The following is an 18,376-nucleotide window of genomic DNA, read 5'->3' as shown; positions in this document are numbered from 1 at the left end:
GTAGTTGAAAAAGATATTGTTACTTTCTCTTGCGGTCATGCTTGTAACTTCAGCGTGTGCACCGAACCTTTCGGACGATAAAGAGACTGTTCAACAAACCAACAACAAGAAAGAAAAAGCAGTTATTCCGAAGTATAGTATTTCAGATGATTATTACCGAACAATTCTTCCATTTAAAGCGGGAGTGGCAAGAGGCTTAGTCGCAGCAAACTTAAATAACCGCTTGGATGCGCAAGAATTTGAAACAGGCTTAATGCGCTTATCGACAGATAGCTATTCTCCGAAAAAATATGTGTATCAAGAAGGCCAGTACCTTGATAAAGATACCATTCGCTCATGGTTAAGCCGTAAGCTGAGTGATAAACAGTTTAAAGATCTTCAAAGCAAAGCAAAAGATGATACGGCGAAAAAGAAGCTTAAAAACACTGGGTTAAACCCAATTGATACAGAAAAAGGCGATTTGAAAACTCGTAACGAAACAAGTCCAATGTACTTAGCGAACATTACTGAGCAAGATTACCTTATTCAAGACGGAGACGATAAGGTAAAACTTGGAGGCGTCACAATTGGTCTGGCGATGAATTCTGTTCATTATTATACAGAGGAAAATGGTTATGCCCGTGAAAAACAACTAACCGATAAAAATATTGAAGAGCAAGGCAAAAAGATGGCCGATGAAATTGTGCAGCGTATGCGTAATATCAAGGGCTTAGAAAACGTTCCAATTCGAGTAGCACTATTCAAACAAAGTGCTAAGGCTTCTTTAACGCCAGGTAACTTCATGGCTGTCGGAAATGCAGGTTCAAATGATACGGCTGTTGGCAGCTGGGATAATTTAGATGAGAAATATTATTTATTCCCATCATCAGATGCAACAAAAGACCATCGAGACGATGCGATGAAATTTGATGAGTTTAAAGCGCAAATCGAAGACTACTTCCCGAACTTTACAAGCGTAGTAGGGAAAGGGTATTACAAAGATGGACAGCTTCAAAAAATGACGATTGATATTCCCGTACAATTTTACGGAAAAGGTGAAATTGTAGGATTTACTCAGTACGTTGCTGGTTTAATGCTTGATCATTTCCCTTCATATATGGAAACGAGTATCTCTATTAACTCAGTAAGCGGACCGGAAGCTCTCATTGTTAGAAAAGCAGATGAAGACAAGCCGTTCGTTCATATTTACGAAGAGTAAGCAAAAAGGACACTGCGAAAGCAGTGTCTTTTTCTAATTCTATGAAATTGCCTTTTATGAAGGAATGGCATGAGAATTTTGTCTTGTAAACTTAGCAAGATAATAAGCAGCAAATGCAAATGCATCTTGTTCGGTTGTCCGCTCTTCATACGGGCGTTTTTTATCCAGCTCAAATTCTTTCTGATAATAAGGGATGTGATCTTGAATATAGTGACGCAGCTCGTGAAAGATGGTTTCAACAAGCGGAAGGTAGTCATCAAATTTAAAAATAAATATAATGCCGACTTCTCGCCAGTAAACACCTGAGGCAAACTGCAGGTATTCTGCTTCTTCTTCTCCAAGAGCGGAGACAATTTTATTGGCTTCACATGAATCACAAAAAATGATAGGAATATGAAAGGCTTTATTTAAACAAGCAAAAACATCTTTTTGCAAGGTGGACAAATCCCACTTGAATTCTTCATCTAATACAAACCATCTTCCGCTTTGCTGATACACAGGGCGCTGGTGGATGACTGACTGTATAAGTATTTTATTCAATTTTTATAGCACCTCTTTTACGGTAAAGTAGTTATTCGTTTTCTTTACTTTCCCAAAGACTAGTGAAATTAAAACATGGTGGTGTGTTCTTCTAAAGCATGTTTCTCTTTCTATCTATCTTTTCTAAAAAGAAGGTTATTTTATACCTATGCAAGAGAGAAATATTTTATGACGAAGGAAAAGTATGGAATGTTGTTTGAATGAAATAGATTTGGTATAAAATAGAAGTGATAAATGTAAGCCCTGTCTTGTCTGGCGGGGTTTTTAATATTTTAGGAACTAGTCTCAGAAATGTTGCCTGTTGCTAGTGAAGTTTGGTATTATCAGTATATTGTAGTGGGACGAATATTCGGAGGTGAAGGAACATGTCAAGAATTTCTGTTGATCAAGTAAAACACGTTGCAAACTTAGCGAGACTTGCGGTGACGGATGACGAAGCAGAACTATTTACAAAACAATTAGATGCTATTATTACATATGCAGAACAATTAGATGAGCTAGATACTACAAATGTAAAACCAACTTCTCACGTATTGGATATGAAAAACGTGATGCGTGAAGATAAGCCAGCTAAAGGCTTACCAATTGAAGACGTAGTAAAAAACGCGCCAGACCACAAGGATGGCTACATTCGAGTACCAACTATTTTAGAATAAGGAAGGAGGCTTTACGATGTCTTTATTCGATCGTAAACTTTCAGAACTACATAGCCTTTTACACAAGAAAGAAGTACGTGTACAAGATTTAGTAGACGAATCATACAAACGTATTAATGAAGTAGATGATAAAGTAGGTGCGTTCTTAGCGCTTAATGAAGACAATGCTCGTGCTTATGCAAAAGAGCTAGATGAAGCATTACAAACAAAAGATGAATTTGGCCTATTATTTGGTATGCCGATCGGTGTAAAAGATAATATTGTCACAAAAGATTTACGTACAACTTGCTCTAGTAAAATTCTAGCAAACTTTGATCCGATTTATGATGCAACAGTTGTTCAAAAACTGCAGGCAGCTGAAGCAGTAACAATCGGTAAATTAAATATGGATGAATTCGCAATGGGTTCTTCAACTGAAAACTCAGGTCTTCAGTTAACGCGCAACCCATGGAATTTAGATTACGTACCGGGTGGATCTAGCGGTGGTTCAGCTGCAGCTGTAGCAGCAGGAGAAGTTCCGTTCTCTTTAGGTTCTGATACAGGTGGTTCAATTCGTCAGCCAGCTGCTTATTGCGGTGTTGTTGGATTAAAACCAACGTATGGTCGCGTATCTCGTTACGGATTAGTGGCATTTGCATCTTCTTTAGATCAAATCGGACCAATCACAAATTCTGTTGAAGATAATGCATACTTACTTCAAGCAATTTCAGGCGTAGACCCAATGGATTCTACTTCTGCTAATGTTGATGTACCGGATTATGTATCTGCTTTAACAGGTGACGTAAAAGGCCTTAAAATTGCTGTTCCAAAAGAATACTTAGGCGAAGGTGTGGGCGAAGAAGCTCGCCAGTCTGTTTTAGATGCACTAAAAGTGTTAGAAGGACTAGGCGCAACTTGGGAAGAAGTATCGCTTCCACACTCTAAATACGCATTAGCTACGTATTATCTATTATCTTCTTCTGAAGCGTCTGCTAACTTATCACGTTTTGACGGCGTTCGCTACGGATACCGTACAGATAATGCTGAGAACTTAATCGAAATGTACAAGCAGTCTCGAAGCGAAGGCTTTGGAAACGAAGTAAAACGCCGTATCATGCTTGGGACATTTGCGTTAAGCTCTGGTTATTATGATGCTTACTACAAAAAAGCACAGCAAGTACGTACGTTAATTAAGCAAGACTTTGAGTCTGTATTTGAAAACTATGACGTTATCATTGGACCAACTACACCAACTCCATCATTCAAAATTGGTGAGAAAACAGATGATCCATTAACAATGTATGCAAACGATATTTTAACAATCCCAGTAAACCTTGCTGGAGTACCTGGTATTTCTGTGCCTTGCGGCTTATCAAATGGATTGCCATTAGGGTTACAAATTATCGGTAAGCATTTCGACGAAAGCACAATCTATCGTGTTGCTCATGCATTCGAACAAGCAACTGAGCATCATAAAGCGAAACCAGCACTGTAAGGGGTGAGATAAAGATGAACTTTGAAACGATTATTGGTCTTGAAGTACACGTTGAGCTTAAGACAAAATCTAAAATTTTCTCAGCAAGTCCAAACGCATTTGGTGCGGCTCCAAATGCTAACACAAGTGTAATTGACTTAGGTTATCCTGGCGTACTACCTGTGTTAAACAAAGAAGCAGTTGATTTTGCAATGAAAGCGGCGCTTGCGCTAAACTGTGAAATCGCAACAGATACAAAGTTTGATCGTAAAAACTATTTCTATCCGGATAACCCAAAAGCTTATCAAATCTCTCAATTTGATAAACCAATTGGCGAGAACGGTTGGATTGAAGTAGAAGTGAAAGGTGAAACGAAGCGCATTCGTATTAACCGACTTCATTTAGAAGAAGATGCTGGTAAGTTAACGCATACAGGCGATGGCTATTCACTAGTAGACTTCAACCGTCAAGGTACACCTCTAATTGAGATTGTATCGGAAGCAGATATGCGTTCTCCTGAAGAAGCATATGCTTATTTAGAAAAACTAAAATCAATCATTCAATATACAGGCGTATCTGACTGTAAAATGGAAGAAGGTTCACTTCGCTGTGATGCCAATATTTCTTTACGTCCAGTTGGACAAGAAGAGTTTGGTACAAAAGCTGAGCTAAAGAACTTAAACTCATTTAACTATGTGCGCCGCGGTCTTGAACACGAAGAAATTCGTCAAGAAAAAGTGTTATTGTCTGGTGGCCTAATCGAGCAGGAAACACGCCGTTTTGATGAGTCTACGGGTGAAACAATTCTGATGCGTGTAAAAGAAGGATCTGACGACTACCGCTACTTCCCAGAGCCTGACTTATTAGAATTACACATCGACGAAGAGTGGAAAGAACGCGTTCGTGCTTCGATTCCTGAACTTCCAGATGCTCGTAAAAAGCGCTATGTAGAAGAGCTTGGCTTACCTGCTTATGATGCAATGGTATTAACGCTAACAAAAGAAATGTCTGATTTCTTTGAAGCAACACTTGCTGCAGGCGGAGATGCTAAGCTATCTTCTAACTGGTTAATGGGTGAAGTTTCTGCTTACTTAAACTCAAATCAAAAAGAACTTTCAGATGTAGCATTAACACCTGAAGGTCTAGCTGGTATGATTCAATTAATTCAAGAAGGTACAATTTCGTCTAAAATTGCGAAAAAAGTATTCAAAGAATTAATTGAAAATGGCGGAGATGCAAAGAAAATTGTAAAAGAAAAAGGTCTTGTACAAATTTCTGATGATGCAACTTTACGTAAATTCGTAACAGATGCATTAGATGCAAACCCTCAATCTATTGAAGATTTCAAAAACGGTAAGGATCGTGCAATCGGCTTCTTAGTTGGTCAAATTATGAAAGCTTCAAAAGGTCAAGCGAACCCACCGATGGTTAATAAAATTCTTTTAGAAGAAATTAATAAACGCTAAATTTGATAACTAAATGTGAGGTGGGTATCCATCTCACATTTATTATGAGTAAGGGCGATCGCGCTGAAGGTATGAATAAAAACCGAAACGTGAATATTGTATATCAAGGTTAATTTCTTTATAATATGTTTGTTCATGCCCCCTCTTGTTGATGATGTAATGTGAGGGGGCATTCTTTCACTGATAAAAGTAGGCAAAGATTTGTGACAAATTATCATTATTAGGATGATGAATATGAAAAGAGCGAGAATTATTTATAACCCGACATCGGGCCGTGAAATTTTTAAGAAAAACTTACCGGAAGTTTTGCAAAAGCTAGAGCAAGCAGGCTATGAAACATCTTGTCATGCTACAACTTGTGCTGGCGATGCAACAGAAGCTGCCAAAGTAGCAGTAGAGCGCCGCTTTGACGTTGTAATCGCAGCCGGTGGAGACGGTACTATCAATGAAGTCGTAAACGGTATTGCCGGACAAGACTATCGTCCGCAGCTAGGTATTATTCCTGTTGGAACAACCAATGACTTTGCTCGTGCCATTAATGTTCCGCGTACAATTGAAGGCGCTGTTGATGTTATTGTAGAAGGCGTAACGAAGCCAATTGATTTAGGCTGTGTAACAAACGACGGAGAAACGCATTATTTTGTAAATATCGCCGGAGGCGGCCGTTTAACTGAATTAACGTATGAAGTGCCAAGCAAGTTAAAAACAATGCTTGGACAGCTAGCTTACTATTTAAAAGGGATGGAAATGCTTCCTTCTATTAAACCAACATCTGTTGAAATTGAGTATGACGGAAAATTCTTTGGCGGCGAGATTATGTTCTTCCTCGTTTCCTTAACGAACTCAGTCGGCGGTTTTGAAAAGCTGGCACCAGATTCTTCTTTAGATGACGGCATGTTTGATTTAATTATTTTAAAGAAAGCAAATTTAGCTGAATTTATTCGAATTGCGACACTTGCGCTGCGAGGAGAACATATCAATGATCCTCACATTATTTATACAAAAGCGAACCGTGTTAAAATTCATACGAATGATAAAATGCAGCTAAATCTAGATGGCGAGTACGGTGGGTTATTGCCTGGGGAATTTGTAAACTTATATCGCCATGTAGAAATCTTTGTTCCAAAAGCAACAGCTGAATTGATGGAAAAAAATGAGATCGCCTAATTGCGATCTTTTTTCATGCTTTCCTTTGTTTGGCTTTCGCTCTTATGGTACAATCAGTTCAGCATTTTCAAATGACTAAAAGGATGTAACGATAAATGGAAAAATTAAAACCACCTGTAGAAAAAAATGAATATATAGATGTTGCGTTTGAAGATTTAACGCATGACGGAGCGGGTGTAGCGAAAGTGAACGGATTTCCTATTTTCGTTCAAAATGCGCTGCCCGGCGAAAGCGGCCAAGTAAAAGTCATTAAAGTAAAAAAAGGCTATGCGTTTGGCAAGCTCATTAAGCACCATACAATTAGTGAGCAGCGTGTTGAAGCACCCTGTCCGGTCTACAAGCAGTGCGGAGGCTGTCAGCTGCAGCATGTAAGCTATGAAGGACAGCTGCAATTTAAACAAAAGCAAGTAAAAGACGTCATGGCGCGAATTGGCCATTTACCTGACGTTCCGGTACATTCGACGCTAGGAATGAACGATCCTTGGCGCTATCGAAACAAAGCTCAAGTTCCCGTAGCAGAGCGAGAAGGCGGTTTGGTGGCTGGGTTTTATCAGCAGCGAAGCCACGATATCATTAACATGGATGCCTGTTTGATTCAGCAGCAGGCAAATGATGATGTTGTTCAAGCTGTCAAATCAATCTGTGAAAAGCATGGGGTTTCTGCTTACCAAGAACAAAAGCATAAAGGCTCGCTTCGTCATATCATGGCGCGCTACGGACTTGTAACGGGTGAAATTATGGTTGTAATTGTGACTCGTACAGCTGAGTTGCCAAACAAAAAGCGTATTATAGAAGACATTATCGAAGCCGTGCCGAACGTGAAATCAATTGTTCAAAACGTCAACAGCAAGCGCACGAACGTCATTTTAGGGAACCAAACGAACGTACTTTGGGGAGAAGAATATATTTACGACTATATCGGCGAAGTTAAATTTGCCATTTCAGCAAAATCATTCTATCAAGTAAACCCTGAGCAAACGAAAGTGCTTTATGACAAAGTGCTCGAGTATGCAGATTTAACAGGAGAAGAAACGGTCATTGACGCCTACTGTGGAATCGGAACAATCTCGTTATTTCTCGCTCAAAAAGCGAAAAAAGTATATGGCGTTGAAATCGTGCCTGAAGCGATTGAAGATGCAAAGCGCAACGCTGAGCTAAACGGTATTCACAACGCTGAATTTGAAGTAGGCGAAGCAGAGGTCGTCATTCCAAACTGGTACAAACAAGGCATTAAAGCGGACGTCATCGTCGTAGATCCGCCGCGAAAAGGATGCGACGAAGCCCTTTTAAATACCATCATCGAGATGAAGCCGAAAAAAGTTGTCTATGTTTCATGCGGACCAGCAACTCTTGCGCGTGATCTAGCTATTCTAGAAAAAGGCGGCTATGATACGGTTGAAGTTCAGCCTGTTGATATGTTCCCGCATACGACGCATGTGGAGAATGTGGCGGTGCTTACATTAAAATAAGAAAATTGTTTGAAACACCACTATCATTAGGAATGGTAGTGGTGTTTTATATTGGCTTTTATTTTTAATACAGTACGGAATATACTAAAAGATTTATAGAGAAACAAATAAAAGCAATTATAAATGGGAGTAAAAAGATTCCTAAATATACATAAGGCAAAATGGAGGAAGCAAATTGATTACGTGGGAAACGGATGAAAAAGAGGTAAGTTTAGAAACCATTTTGAATGTAGAAAAAGTATGGGATGTATTGTTTCCAATCGACTTTATTGAATGTGTAACAAAGTATCATGGTGGAGAACCTTCAGCTGCTGGATTTAATGTTGGAAAGAGAGAATGTTCTTTTTACCACTTACTAAGTTTTAATCAGGAGAAAAAGGATTACATTTTAAACGTGTATCATGATATTAAATACCAGCTAGTTGATGGTATTTACCCATTTGGATATGACATAGCGGATAATCATGTATGTTTTGACTACCGTTCTAACTCTCAGCGGCCTATTATCGTTTTTATAAATCATGAACTAGCATATGAGAATCCTGAAAGCAGTATTTTTTTCGTCGCCCATTCATTTGAAGAATTTATTAATGGTCTATATGAAGAAGAATAAAATTAAAATAACTTTCTACCAAGAGGCTGGGACAAAAGTATTTTAACCCAAGTAAAAAACGAACCATTAATTAACATGTTTGATTCATGGTTTATTTTTTTGTTAGGGCAAATAAGTGTCGTCTGTTTCGTTCCTTTTAGCAGTTGATTGGAGGGCAAGGCGAAGACTCCTGCGGGAAAAGCGGAATAGGTGAGACCCCGCAGGAGCGTAAGCCCGCGGAAAGCGAAGTCTTGCACGGAAATCAACTGCGGTTCCATACAAGCTCATCTATACTAGTTGTTCGCCTTTAAATTAGATTCATTTCATTATGATGTCTCAACTTCTTTTAGGTTAAATAAGTACGGAAAAGGTAAAGTTAGCATTTTTATACCAAAAGCAGCAAAAGCTTGATATAAAAGCATTATCCGCTTGTATGTCCGTTTTATTTTGCTGTTTGTCCACCCCACCAACACAGCAAATTTCTGAATATACTTTTTTTAAGGTTTTCAATATTTTAGGAATTATAATAAAGAAGCAATAAATGAAAACATTATATTTGTGGTAAGAGGTGAAGGGACATCATGTATAGAGCAATTGCTATTATAGCAGGTTCTGTGTTAATTGGATTTGCATACAATTGGTTTTTAATCCCCCATAAAGTGCTAAGCAGCGGTATTAGCGGTATTGCTATGATTATAGGAATTTTAACGCCTGCAAGCACGGGAACAATGAATTTTTTGTTGAATTTACCCCTTTTAATTATTGGTTTTATGAAGTTAGGAAAGCGGTTTGTCTTACATACGCTGCTGTCCGTTGTGGCTTTATCAATTGCTTTATACGTGATTCCCTTGAGAGCTGTTAGTACAGATCCTATTCTGTCAGCTGTTTTTGGAGGAGTTTTAACTGGAATTGGCGTAGGGTTTGTTTTTCGTCAATCGGCTTCGACAGGTGGATTTGATATTATTGCGATGCTTCTTACGCATAAAAAAGAATTTCCTCTTGGCGCTATATTATCAGCGATGAATGCCGTAGTTGTATTTGTTTCAGGTTTCTTTGTGAATTGGGACGCAGCTTTATATACGATGCTTTCGATTTTCGTCACAGGAAAAGTAGTGGATGCGATTCATACTCGCCACATTAAGCTCACGTTAACCATTATTACGAGAAAAGGCGAAGAAATGAAGCAGCAGCTTCTTACCAATTTAGTGCGCGGCGTGACGTTAATGAACGGTGAAGGAGCTTATTCAAGAGAAGACCGTAAAATATTAATGACGGTGATTTCACGCTATGAGCTTGCAAACCTCAAGCAGTTAATTCAATCGGTTGATCCTGAAGCTTTCGTAAATATTACAGAAACGGTAGAAGTGATGGGGCTGTTTCGACGGGATGCTTATTAATATATTTGTTATTTCAGCGCCGATTTATGATAAATAGCCATTTTTATAGTATAAAAGTTATAAAAAAAGCCTTAAGAGTAGTTCTTGAGGCTTTTTTTGCGTAAAATATGAGTAAGAAAATATCGTGTATGAAAAGTATAAAAAAGGGAATTTGATAGAGTACATAAAATATTGACATCAAAAAGGAGAGACTATATGACGGTAGAATATCAGTTAACGAAAAAGAAATATTACGAAACGTTTATGCAAGAAAATGAAAATCAGCCGCCTGTAAAAGTCCTTGGACAAGTTTATTACGAAGAGCAGCAAAAAGAGTGGTACGACTTATCGCTCATTCGCTTAGCTCAGGGAGAAGTGTACTTCCACAATCAAGATTTTGAATCCGCGATTTTTAAGTGGGAGAATGTAAATGGCGAGTTTAAGCTGTGGGCGAAGAAAAATACAGCCGACGCGCATTATGAATTGGGGTTGTCTACGCTCGCTGAAGAGCTTTACCTATCCATCGAAACGGATTCAAAAGTATTAAAAGCTGAAATAGCGCTCAAGCTGTTTTCGCTTTATACGGACCATAACAATATTGAACGAGCTTATGAAGTTATTAACGAGCTGGTTGCTTCTCAGCCGGATTATCCAAACGTCACGGCGATTGCGCGAAGATTTTATGAAGAGCAAGAAGACTTTAACAGCGCAGTAGAGCTTGCGGTAGATGAGTGTATTCGAACAGAATCGTTAAATTGGTTTGCGGTATTAAAGACTTACGTAGATAAAGGATATACAGCAAACTTTATCCCTAACTATTTTTATCAAGTGATGATTTCATTTTACAAAGTGGACCAAGTATATTTCAAACAGCTTGTCTCAGCTTTATGGAAACAATATAAGAGTCAGCCCCCTTATCTTGCTTGGATTAAAACTATCAATGATATTTTCTTGAATATTGAAGTGGGTCTCTATGATTATTGGCAAGAGATTTCAACTCTTTATCAAGAGACGTACACTGACTTAATGGAAAGTGATCATTCTGTAAAAGAATTGCATGAAGTCATTCCGAACGTATTAACAAACTGGCTTAAAATTACTAATAAGTCACGTGCGTTATTTCCGTCTGCGGCCGTGCTTTCATGGAATGAAAAGTTTCCGTCAACTATTGATACCATTACAATCGAAAATGCAGGCAGATTAATTTTTGAGGCGCGTAATGACATTGATGGTCTTGAATATCACTACAAGCTTTGCCATGGCATTATTAAATGGGCTAATGAAAATGGTTTAGAAGTGGGGCACACCTTTAAATGGTGGGTAGACTTTTTATTAGATGCTCATACGACACACTTATTAATTACAGGAACAAATGCTGCAACGTCTTCATTTGTGGGATCGATTACAGAAGAAAAGGTACCGCAAAATCATGAAACAACCTTTGTGTTCATTCATGATGAAGAAGAATCTATCCAGCAAATCGCTGATCAAGAAATCATTCCGATGGAAACGATTGACGGAGCGGAGCAATCTTCTCACCAGGCGCTTGTAGAAGTGAAAAAACCTTTTGCGTTCCTTGATAAGCATAATTGTTCATGCATTGTTACGCCAAGCTTTACAGAACAAGAGGCGCGTGAGCAGGATGCATTTAAATATGCTCCTTTAGCAGATGGTTTACTGTTTGTGCTTGATGCAAAAGAATCGCTGCTTGATGAAGAAAGAGAATTATTGCTGGAGATTAAAGAATATGCGCCAAATACGCCAGTTCATTTTGTCATCAACAATATGGACAGTCTTTATAATCAAGCAACGATTGAGCGAATTACAAAAGAATTTGAGGCAAGCATTGGCGCTGATTTCCCACAGGCGCATGTATTAGCCTATACGCCTCACTACGTATCGAGTCAGCACCACGGAGACTTGGCTCAGTTTATTAAAGCTAATTTCTATTACGATCCAAACGACGTTGGAGTAGAAGAGCGTGCGCGCAGACTGCTGTTCTTTATTCAAAGCATGCTAAAGGGCTTAGTGGCGAAGAGAAATCACACAGAAAATCATTTGATTGAAAGTATTAAATGGAACGAAGATATGCTTGTGCGATTAAATGGCTTCTTGCATCGAGTGGATGACTTAGAACAAGAAAAAGCAAGTAGTATTGTTTCGGCTTATCACGGCATCAAAGAGGATATCAGCAAAAAGCTAAAAAATAAAATTCCTCGTTTACTCAAAAAGTCTTCAGAATTAGTGAAGGAAGACAGTGATTTTAGTACGGTTCATATTGAGCTGAATAAACAAATGAATATGCGCGTGGAAGAGCACTTGCAGCAAGATGTCCTACCTAAGTTCCGTATTTCTTTAAAGGACTGGATTGCTACATCAAATGAAGAGCTGATTGCGAGTCAAGTAGATATTGAAGAAGTAGCAGAGTCGTTAAATAAGATGTACAATGAGCAAAAATTAACGTTAGCCTGCGATTTTAAAGTGCTGGACGACTGGCGCCGCGACGTTAATCGGATGGCTAATCGGGTTCAGCTGGATGAGGAAAATATTTTACTTCGCGTTAATCCAACGCAGCTCTTGTTAAAAGGAGCAGGAAAGCTGTTTTCTTCCATTCTTCAAAATCAAACGCTGCTTTATAATCAATATAAAAAGTACATTGAAAGTCAAGACTATCAAGATATCACAGAATCTATGCTGGCAAAGTTTTTTATGCAATTTAATTTATTTGAGAAAAATTTAGAAGTTGATATTGAACTATTCTTTGAAAAGCCAAAAGAGGTTTTAAAAGAAACGATTGAAGAAACACAGGCGCATATTAATGAAAATCAAGACGTGTTAAGTCATATGAAAGCCAATCCTGAAGCTTACTATGATCCGTTAACATTATTTCAGCTTCGCTTGCGTCAGTATGAGTTAATGGTTAAAGCTACAGAAGAAGTACACTATAACGTCTAAAAGGTGGAGCAGGATGTATTTAACGATAAAAGAAGTAGCAGAGTATCTATCTTTTCCTGAAGAATATGTACAGAAATTGATTCAAGAAGGAAAAGTAAGGGCTATATTTGATGGTGAAAACTACTTATTAAATAAAGAGCAGTTTAACACCCATTTAGAGCAAATGGAAAAGTACAAAAAACAAATTGAAGAATACCTAAATGAGCCAATCCCTGAAGATATGGACGTAAAAGATGAAGATTGAAGGCCGAAGCAGAAAACAGATGTTTTCTGCTTTTTCTTTTGGAGTGAAAGTGTTAAAAAAGGTAAGATATGAAAGAAATGTCGAAAAAAGTTGGAATTTCGTTAAAGATGTAGTCTTTTTAGATGCTTTTTTTATATAATGAAAGTATGCTAAACAAAAAGGAGAAGGTCTATGCAACGATCAAGACAGTTAAGGCTGATTTTATTGCTTGCCCTGATTGTTGTCGCTTCGTTTTTAATTATTATTGTTTCGAAAACACAAGGGATTATAAGTCAGCAAACGACAAAAAAAGTAGAAAACACAAGCGTTGCAATTCTCACCTCTGATGTACTGACAGATCAAAGCTGGGGCAGTCTAGCTTATAAAGGAAAAATCAACATCGAGCAGAAGTACCCCGTTTCGGCTCAAGTTATTAGCGAAGTAAATACGAACCAAAAAATGAAGGAAGCTGCTGAAAAAGTTATTCAAAATGGAACAAAAGTCGTAATTGGACATGGAAGAGAATTTTCTACCGTTTTTACAGAACTAGCTCCTAAGTATCCTCATGTTCATTTCGTCACCATTCACGGTACTTCAATGTATAAAAACCAAACTGTATATACATTTGATCAAACAAAAATAGAACACCTGGCAGGCACGGCAGCTGCCATGAAGACAAAAACGAAAAAAATTGGATTACTCGATACATTTGCAAAAGAAAAAAATCCAGGATTCGAACAAGGAATCAAAGCGTATGATTCATCGATTGCTTTTTATTATCAAGTTGTAAACAGCCGAGACGATGGAGCAAAAGCAGTAAAGCTGCTCCGCGAGTTAAAAGCTCAAGGTGTCGATATCGTCTATGCTAAAGGAAATTCGTATAATCAAGAAGTTATTCAAGAAGCGAAAACACAAGGAATGTACGTAATAGGATATTTAGATGATCAGGCGTACATGGGTAGGTCTGTTATTTTAACAAGTGTGATAAATGATGTTCCTCAAGCTTACAACGTGATTATGAAGAACTATTTTAGTAAAAAAGGTCTTCCATCTGGAGAAGTCAAACTTGACGCCAGGGACGGTGTTTATAAACTAGCGCCTTTTGGACCGATGTACAGTAAACAAGAAAAACAAATTTTATATTCGAAAGTTAGAATGTCTACACAGCCGAAGTAACTATGAAAAAGAAAGAGATGATTATGAATCAATTATTTCGCAACATGTCATTCCGTAGCCAAATATTAACGATTCTTCTTTTGATTACATTCATGTTAAGCGGGTTCTCTTTAGTTTTAGTGCATGCCATTGATAAAATGAATCATGTAAGCAACGAAATTAAAGATGAAGATGTTCCTCAAATGGTGTGGCTTTCTTATTGGGAAGAGCAGCTGAACATAAAAGAATACATTGTGAAAAATAATCTAAAGAACCCCACTGTCTCTTTGATAGAAGAATATCAATCATATGATACACGAGTTATCGAAAATAATGAAAGATATAAGCAGCCTGTGCCAAAATCGTTGATTCCACTAAAGGAAAAAATTGAGCTGCTGGATTTTAAGATTTCTAATAACGTGCAGGGACTGTTGAAGTACGGAGATATAGAGGGAGCAAAAGAGTATCTTAAGAGAAATTATTTGCCGGATCTGCATCAGATAAAAAAAGATATTAATAGTTCAAAAGAAGAGACGGTTGATTCACTTGATACACTATCAGATACACTGTCTGTTATTATTAAAGATTCATTAATTTTACTATTGATTTTAACAGTAAGTGCTATTGTCGCTTCTCTTTATGTTTCGTATCGTATGAGTGCGAGCCTTACGAAACCAATTGAACAAATGATTGAAAAAGTGAATGACATTGCAGACGGAGAATACGGTCTTGTTCTTCAAGACACAAAGCAAATCGAGCTGAAGCAGCTTTCGGCTTCTATCAATCAAATGTCGGTTAGTTTAGAAGATTCATTTTGGAAAATCATTAAAGATAAAGCATATCGCCAGCAGATCTTAAATTCACTGCCTGTTGGAATTATCACAATAGAAGATGAGACAAATAGTATATTTGCTAATACCTCAGCAAAACAGTTTTTAGATCTCGATGAAAAGGATATTTGCGGGTATATGAAGGAATGTCCTGAATATAATACTGAATTTTGGAGCATGTTGAATTCGGGAGAAATTCACGAAAATAAAAAAGTATTATTTGGAACGAAAGAGACGTGCTATTGCTTTTTAGCCTCTCAAACGCAGCTGTTTAATGAGAAGAACGAAAGCATTGGAAGGATTTTTTATTTCATTGATATATCGGATACCGAAGAATTAGAAAAGCGAATGCATCAGTCTGAGAAACTTGCCTTGGTTGGAGAAGTGGCAGCCGGAGCTGCTCATGAGATTCGTAATCCTCTTGCCGTGATTCATGGATTTATATCTCTTATGAATCAGTCTCTTTCTGATGAGGAGAAAAAGCGTTTTTACCTGCCTCTGCTTATGAAAGAGCTAGAGAGGATTAATTACATCATTGAAGAAATGCTGTTGTTATCAAAACCTGGGACTCCGGTGATGAAAAAAGTCAGCATGCAGGATATTATTAATGAGTTATTGCCTTTGATTACTCACTCAAGCAAATTTACAGAAAAAGATAAGCTTATTTTCGATGTGAAATTGCAGCCGCATGTATTAAAGGTAGATGAAAAACAAATCAAACAAGTTCTTCATAATTTAATTCGAAACAGTATGGAAGCCATGGATGGAGAAGGAGTCATTACAATCTACTCGCAGGTTCATGAAGATAGCTACTGTCTATACATTGAAGATACTGGAAAAGGTATTCCGGTTCATATGCAGCAGTCGCTGTACCAGCCTTTTTCCACTTCGAAGGATAGCGGCACAGGTCTTGGTCTGCCCATTGCTCAGCGTATTCTAGAAAGCCACGGAGGACAGATTAAATTATTATCTACTTCTTCCCGCGGCACAGTTTTTGTTATTAAATTTCCTCTACATTAAGAAAACAGCCTCAAAAGGGCTGTTTTTTAATGTGCTGTTAAAATAAGAGGACCGTTTTTCGTAATCGCAAGCGTATGTTCAAATTGAGCGGATAATTTACCGTCTGTTGTACGAGCAGTCCAACCGTTTTTATCCATTTTAGAATGCCATGTACCAGCGTTTACCATTGGCTCAATTGTAATAACCATACCTTCTTTTAAACGTGTACCTTTGCCAGCTTTTCCGTAGTGAAGAATTGTAGGCGCTTCGTGCATGGTATTTCCAATTCCATGTCCTGTGAAGTCGCGTACGACAGAGAATTTTTCGCCTTCTACATAGCTTTGAATAGCGTGGCCGATGTCACCTGTACGGTTTCCTGGCTGTGCTTGCTCGATTCCTTTTAAAAGCGCTTCGTATGTAACATCTACTAGACGCTGTGCTTCGTCTGAAATGTCTCCAACGGTATGAGTCCATGCGGAATCTGCTAAGCCTCCGTTTAAATTTACAACCATATCAATGGTTACAATATCCCCGTCTTTTAACGGTTTAGTTGTTGGGAAACCGTGGCAAATTTCATCATTTAAAGAAGCGCACGTTGCATATTGATATCCTTTGTATCCTTTTTGTTCCGGCGTTGCTCCGTGCTTTGCTAAGTACTCTTCAACAAATTTATCAATTTGCATTGTTGTTATGCCTGGTTTGATCATTTTAGCGATTTCTTTATGACAAGAAGCTAATAGTTTACCTGCTTCGTGCATTAAATTAATTTCGCGTTCACTTTTTAATGTGATCATTGTTGTTCACTCCTTTTTTGATGTAACTTTACGAAAAAAGTTGAGCAGCGGTTATAGCGATGAAAGTCGACTATTCATCAGTCGATTCTTCTTTATTTGAAAATCTAAGAAATACAGGAACCGTCTGCTATTGGGCGATATAAAATCATCCTTAATCATAACGCCCAATAGTAGGAAAATGCAAGATGCAGGCTTAAAAAGGAAGGGTTTGACGCTAGGCATGTAGGGAAAACTGATAAATGAACGTTGAATTGGAGCATTCTCTATAACAAATGCGGTATGATATAGTAAAATAAATGAAACAAAACAATTCTTTAGGAGGGGTATAGGAAAATGAGTGAACATGGAAAATTTATTGGATTTGCAGGTACATATACAAAAGCAGGCAGTGAAGGTGTCTATACATTTACGTTAGATACAAAGGCTAAAAAAATTGTAGAAGTAAAAGCCGTGGCTAAAATTGAAAATCCTACATACTTAAATGCGAGCAAAGACAATGAACATCTTTATACAGTTATTAAAGAAGGAGAAAAAGGCGGCGTAGCTGCTTTTAAGATTGATCCAAACACAGGGCAATTGAAATTTGTAAACAAACAGCTGCTAGACGGCGCGCCTCCTTGCTACGTTTCAGTGAATGAAGATAATACGCTTGTTTTATCTGCTAACTTTCATAAAGGGAGCGTTGAGACGTATTCTGTTAATGAAGAAACAGGAGAAATTGAATATGTAGCATCCGTAGTGGAACATCCTCATTCAGACCTTAAAAAAGGACAACAAGGAAAACCACACGTACACTATGCCGATTTTACTCCTGGAGAAAAGCACGTGGCGGTTGTAGACCTAGGTATTGATGAAATTGTGACATATGAAGTGGAAGAGAATAAATTGAAGGAAGTCAACAGCCTTTCTACATCTGTTGGTTCGGGTCCTAGACATTTAACGTTCCATCCAAATGGCCGCTATGCGTATGCAATGACAGAATTCAGCTCCGAAGTTTTATTTTTAACGTATGACGAAAGCACAGGAAGCTTTACTCAACAACAAGCTACTTTAGCAATTCCGGCTGATTTTACAGAAAATAATCAAGGGAGTGCGATCCACATTTCTTCAGACGGCCGCTTTGTCTATGCAGGAAACCGCGGACATAACTCGATTGCAACATTCAAAGTAGACCAGGATTCTGGACAGTTAACATTCGTAGAATGGGCAGGCACTGAAGGCGACTGGCCGCGCGATTTTGTTTTAGATCCAACGGAACAATTTATTGTGGCGTCTAATCAAGAGACAGGAAACTTGGTGCTGTTTGAAAGAGACCAAGAAAATGGAAAGCTAACGCTTCTTCAATCTAACGTTACGGTTCCAGAAGCTGTATGCGTAAAGTTCCTCCACTATAAGTAATCGATGTAGAAAGCCAGACCTGATCCAAAAACAATCAGGTCTGGCTTTCTAAACCTAAGCGGCTGTCACTCCCCTTTCGGGGTTAGTGCCATCCGCATAGGTGAA

16 protein-coding genes are annotated in these 18,376 nt (G+C 38.2%); 14 read left to right on the top strand and 2 right to left on the bottom strand.

Features of this window, described 5'->3' with window-relative positions:
• Positions 1–4 precede the first annotated feature (4 nt).
• Positions 5–1,198: a CamS family sex pheromone protein gene (locus WKH56_RS31125; protein WP_033580828.1), complete on the top strand. Its 1,194-nt coding sequence runs from the start codon at positions 5–7 to the stop codon at positions 1,196–1,198.
• 54 nt (positions 1,199–1,252) lie between these two features.
• On the opposite strand, the gene WKH56_RS31120 is transcribed toward WKH56_RS31125, so the two are convergent.
• A complete protein-coding gene (locus tag WKH56_RS31120) occupies positions 1,253–1,738 on the bottom strand; it encodes a DUF3920 family protein (protein WP_014461928.1) in 486 nt (161 codons plus the stop codon).
• A gap of 365 nt (positions 1,739–2,103) precedes the next feature.
• On the opposite strand from WKH56_RS31120, the gene gatC reads away from it, so the two are divergent.
• From gatC to WKH56_RS31060, 12 genes are all read left to right on the top strand, one after another.
• Positions 2,104–2,394 carry an Asp-tRNA(Asn)/Glu-tRNA(Gln) amidotransferase subunit GatC gene (gene gatC / locus WKH56_RS31115; protein WP_013055055.1) on the top strand — a complete coding sequence of 97 codons (291 nt, stop codon included), beginning with the start codon at positions 2,104–2,106 and terminating at the stop codon, positions 2,392–2,394.
• Between the two features lie 16 nt (positions 2,395–2,410).
• Positions 2,411–3,868: an Asp-tRNA(Asn)/Glu-tRNA(Gln) amidotransferase subunit GatA gene (gene gatA, locus WKH56_RS31110; RefSeq protein ID WP_013055056.1), complete on the top strand. Its 1,458-nt coding sequence runs from the start codon at positions 2,411–2,413 to the stop codon at positions 3,866–3,868.
• A 14-nt stretch (positions 3,869–3,882) separates the two neighbouring features.
• Positions 3,883–5,313, top strand: coding sequence for an Asp-tRNA(Asn)/Glu-tRNA(Gln) amidotransferase subunit GatB (gene gatB / locus WKH56_RS31105; RefSeq protein WP_013055057.1), 1,431 nt, complete (start codon positions 3,883–3,885; stop codon positions 5,311–5,313).
• Between the two features lie 234 nt (positions 5,314–5,547).
• A complete protein-coding gene (locus WKH56_RS31100; RefSeq protein ID WP_028410196.1) occupies positions 5,548–6,480 on the top strand; it encodes a diacylglycerol kinase in 933 nt (310 codons plus the stop codon).
• Between the two features lie 95 nt (positions 6,481–6,575).
• Positions 6,576–7,949, top strand: a complete 1,374-nt coding sequence (gene rlmD / locus WKH56_RS31095) for a 23S rRNA (uracil(1939)-C(5))-methyltransferase RlmD (protein ID WP_310884150.1) — start codon at positions 6,576–6,578, stop codon at positions 7,947–7,949.
• 175 nt (positions 7,950–8,124) lie between these two features.
• Positions 8,125–8,562 carry an SMI1/KNR4 family protein gene (locus WKH56_RS31090; protein ID WP_063248486.1) on the top strand — a complete coding sequence of 146 codons (438 nt, stop codon included), beginning with the start codon at positions 8,125–8,127 and terminating at the stop codon, positions 8,560–8,562.
• A gap of 143 nt (positions 8,563–8,705) precedes the next feature.
• Entirely contained in the window at positions 8,706–8,852 is a 147-nt protein-coding gene (locus WKH56_RS31085) for a hypothetical protein (RefSeq protein ID WP_196763274.1), read from the top strand.
• Positions 8,853–9,122: 270 nt separating this feature from the next.
• Positions 9,123–9,938, top strand: a complete 816-nt coding sequence (locus WKH56_RS31080; RefSeq protein ID WP_013055060.1) for a YitT family protein — start codon at positions 9,123–9,125, stop codon at positions 9,936–9,938.
• 195 nt (positions 9,939–10,133) lie between these two features.
• Positions 10,134–12,872 (top strand): GTPase domain-containing protein, encoded by a 2,739-nt coding sequence (locus WKH56_RS31075; RefSeq protein ID WP_310884151.1) that lies wholly within the window; start codon positions 10,134–10,136, stop codon positions 12,870–12,872.
• A 13-nt stretch (positions 12,873–12,885) separates the two neighbouring features.
• A complete protein-coding gene (locus WKH56_RS31070) occupies positions 12,886–13,116 on the top strand; it encodes an excisionase family DNA-binding protein (RefSeq protein ID WP_310884152.1) in 231 nt (76 codons plus the stop codon).
• A gap of 171 nt (positions 13,117–13,287) precedes the next feature.
• A complete protein-coding gene (locus WKH56_RS31065) occupies positions 13,288–14,271 on the top strand; it encodes a BMP family ABC transporter substrate-binding protein (RefSeq protein WP_034266896.1) in 984 nt (327 codons plus the stop codon).
• A gap of 23 nt (positions 14,272–14,294) precedes the next feature.
• On the top strand, positions 14,295–16,100 hold the full coding sequence (locus WKH56_RS31060) for an ATP-binding protein (protein WP_310884153.1): 1,806 nt from the start codon (positions 14,295–14,297) through the stop codon (positions 16,098–16,100).
• Positions 16,101–16,126: 26 nt separating this feature from the next.
• Here the strand turns inward: WKH56_RS31060 and map are convergent, their stop codons facing one another.
• Positions 16,127–16,873: a type I methionyl aminopeptidase gene (map, locus tag WKH56_RS31055; protein ID WP_025752900.1), complete on the bottom strand. Its 747-nt coding sequence runs from the start codon at positions 16,871–16,873 to the stop codon at positions 16,127–16,129.
• 333 nt (positions 16,874–17,206) lie between these two features.
• On the opposite strand from map, the gene WKH56_RS31050 reads away from it, so the two are divergent.
• Positions 17,207–18,271, top strand: coding sequence for a lactonase family protein (locus WKH56_RS31050; RefSeq protein ID WP_310884154.1), 1,065 nt, complete (start codon positions 17,207–17,209; stop codon positions 18,269–18,271).
• Positions 18,272–18,376 lie beyond the last annotated feature (105 nt).

The organism is Priestia sp. SB1, from assembly GCF_038898415.1.
This window is presented reverse-complemented; position numbering and strand designations above follow the sequence as displayed.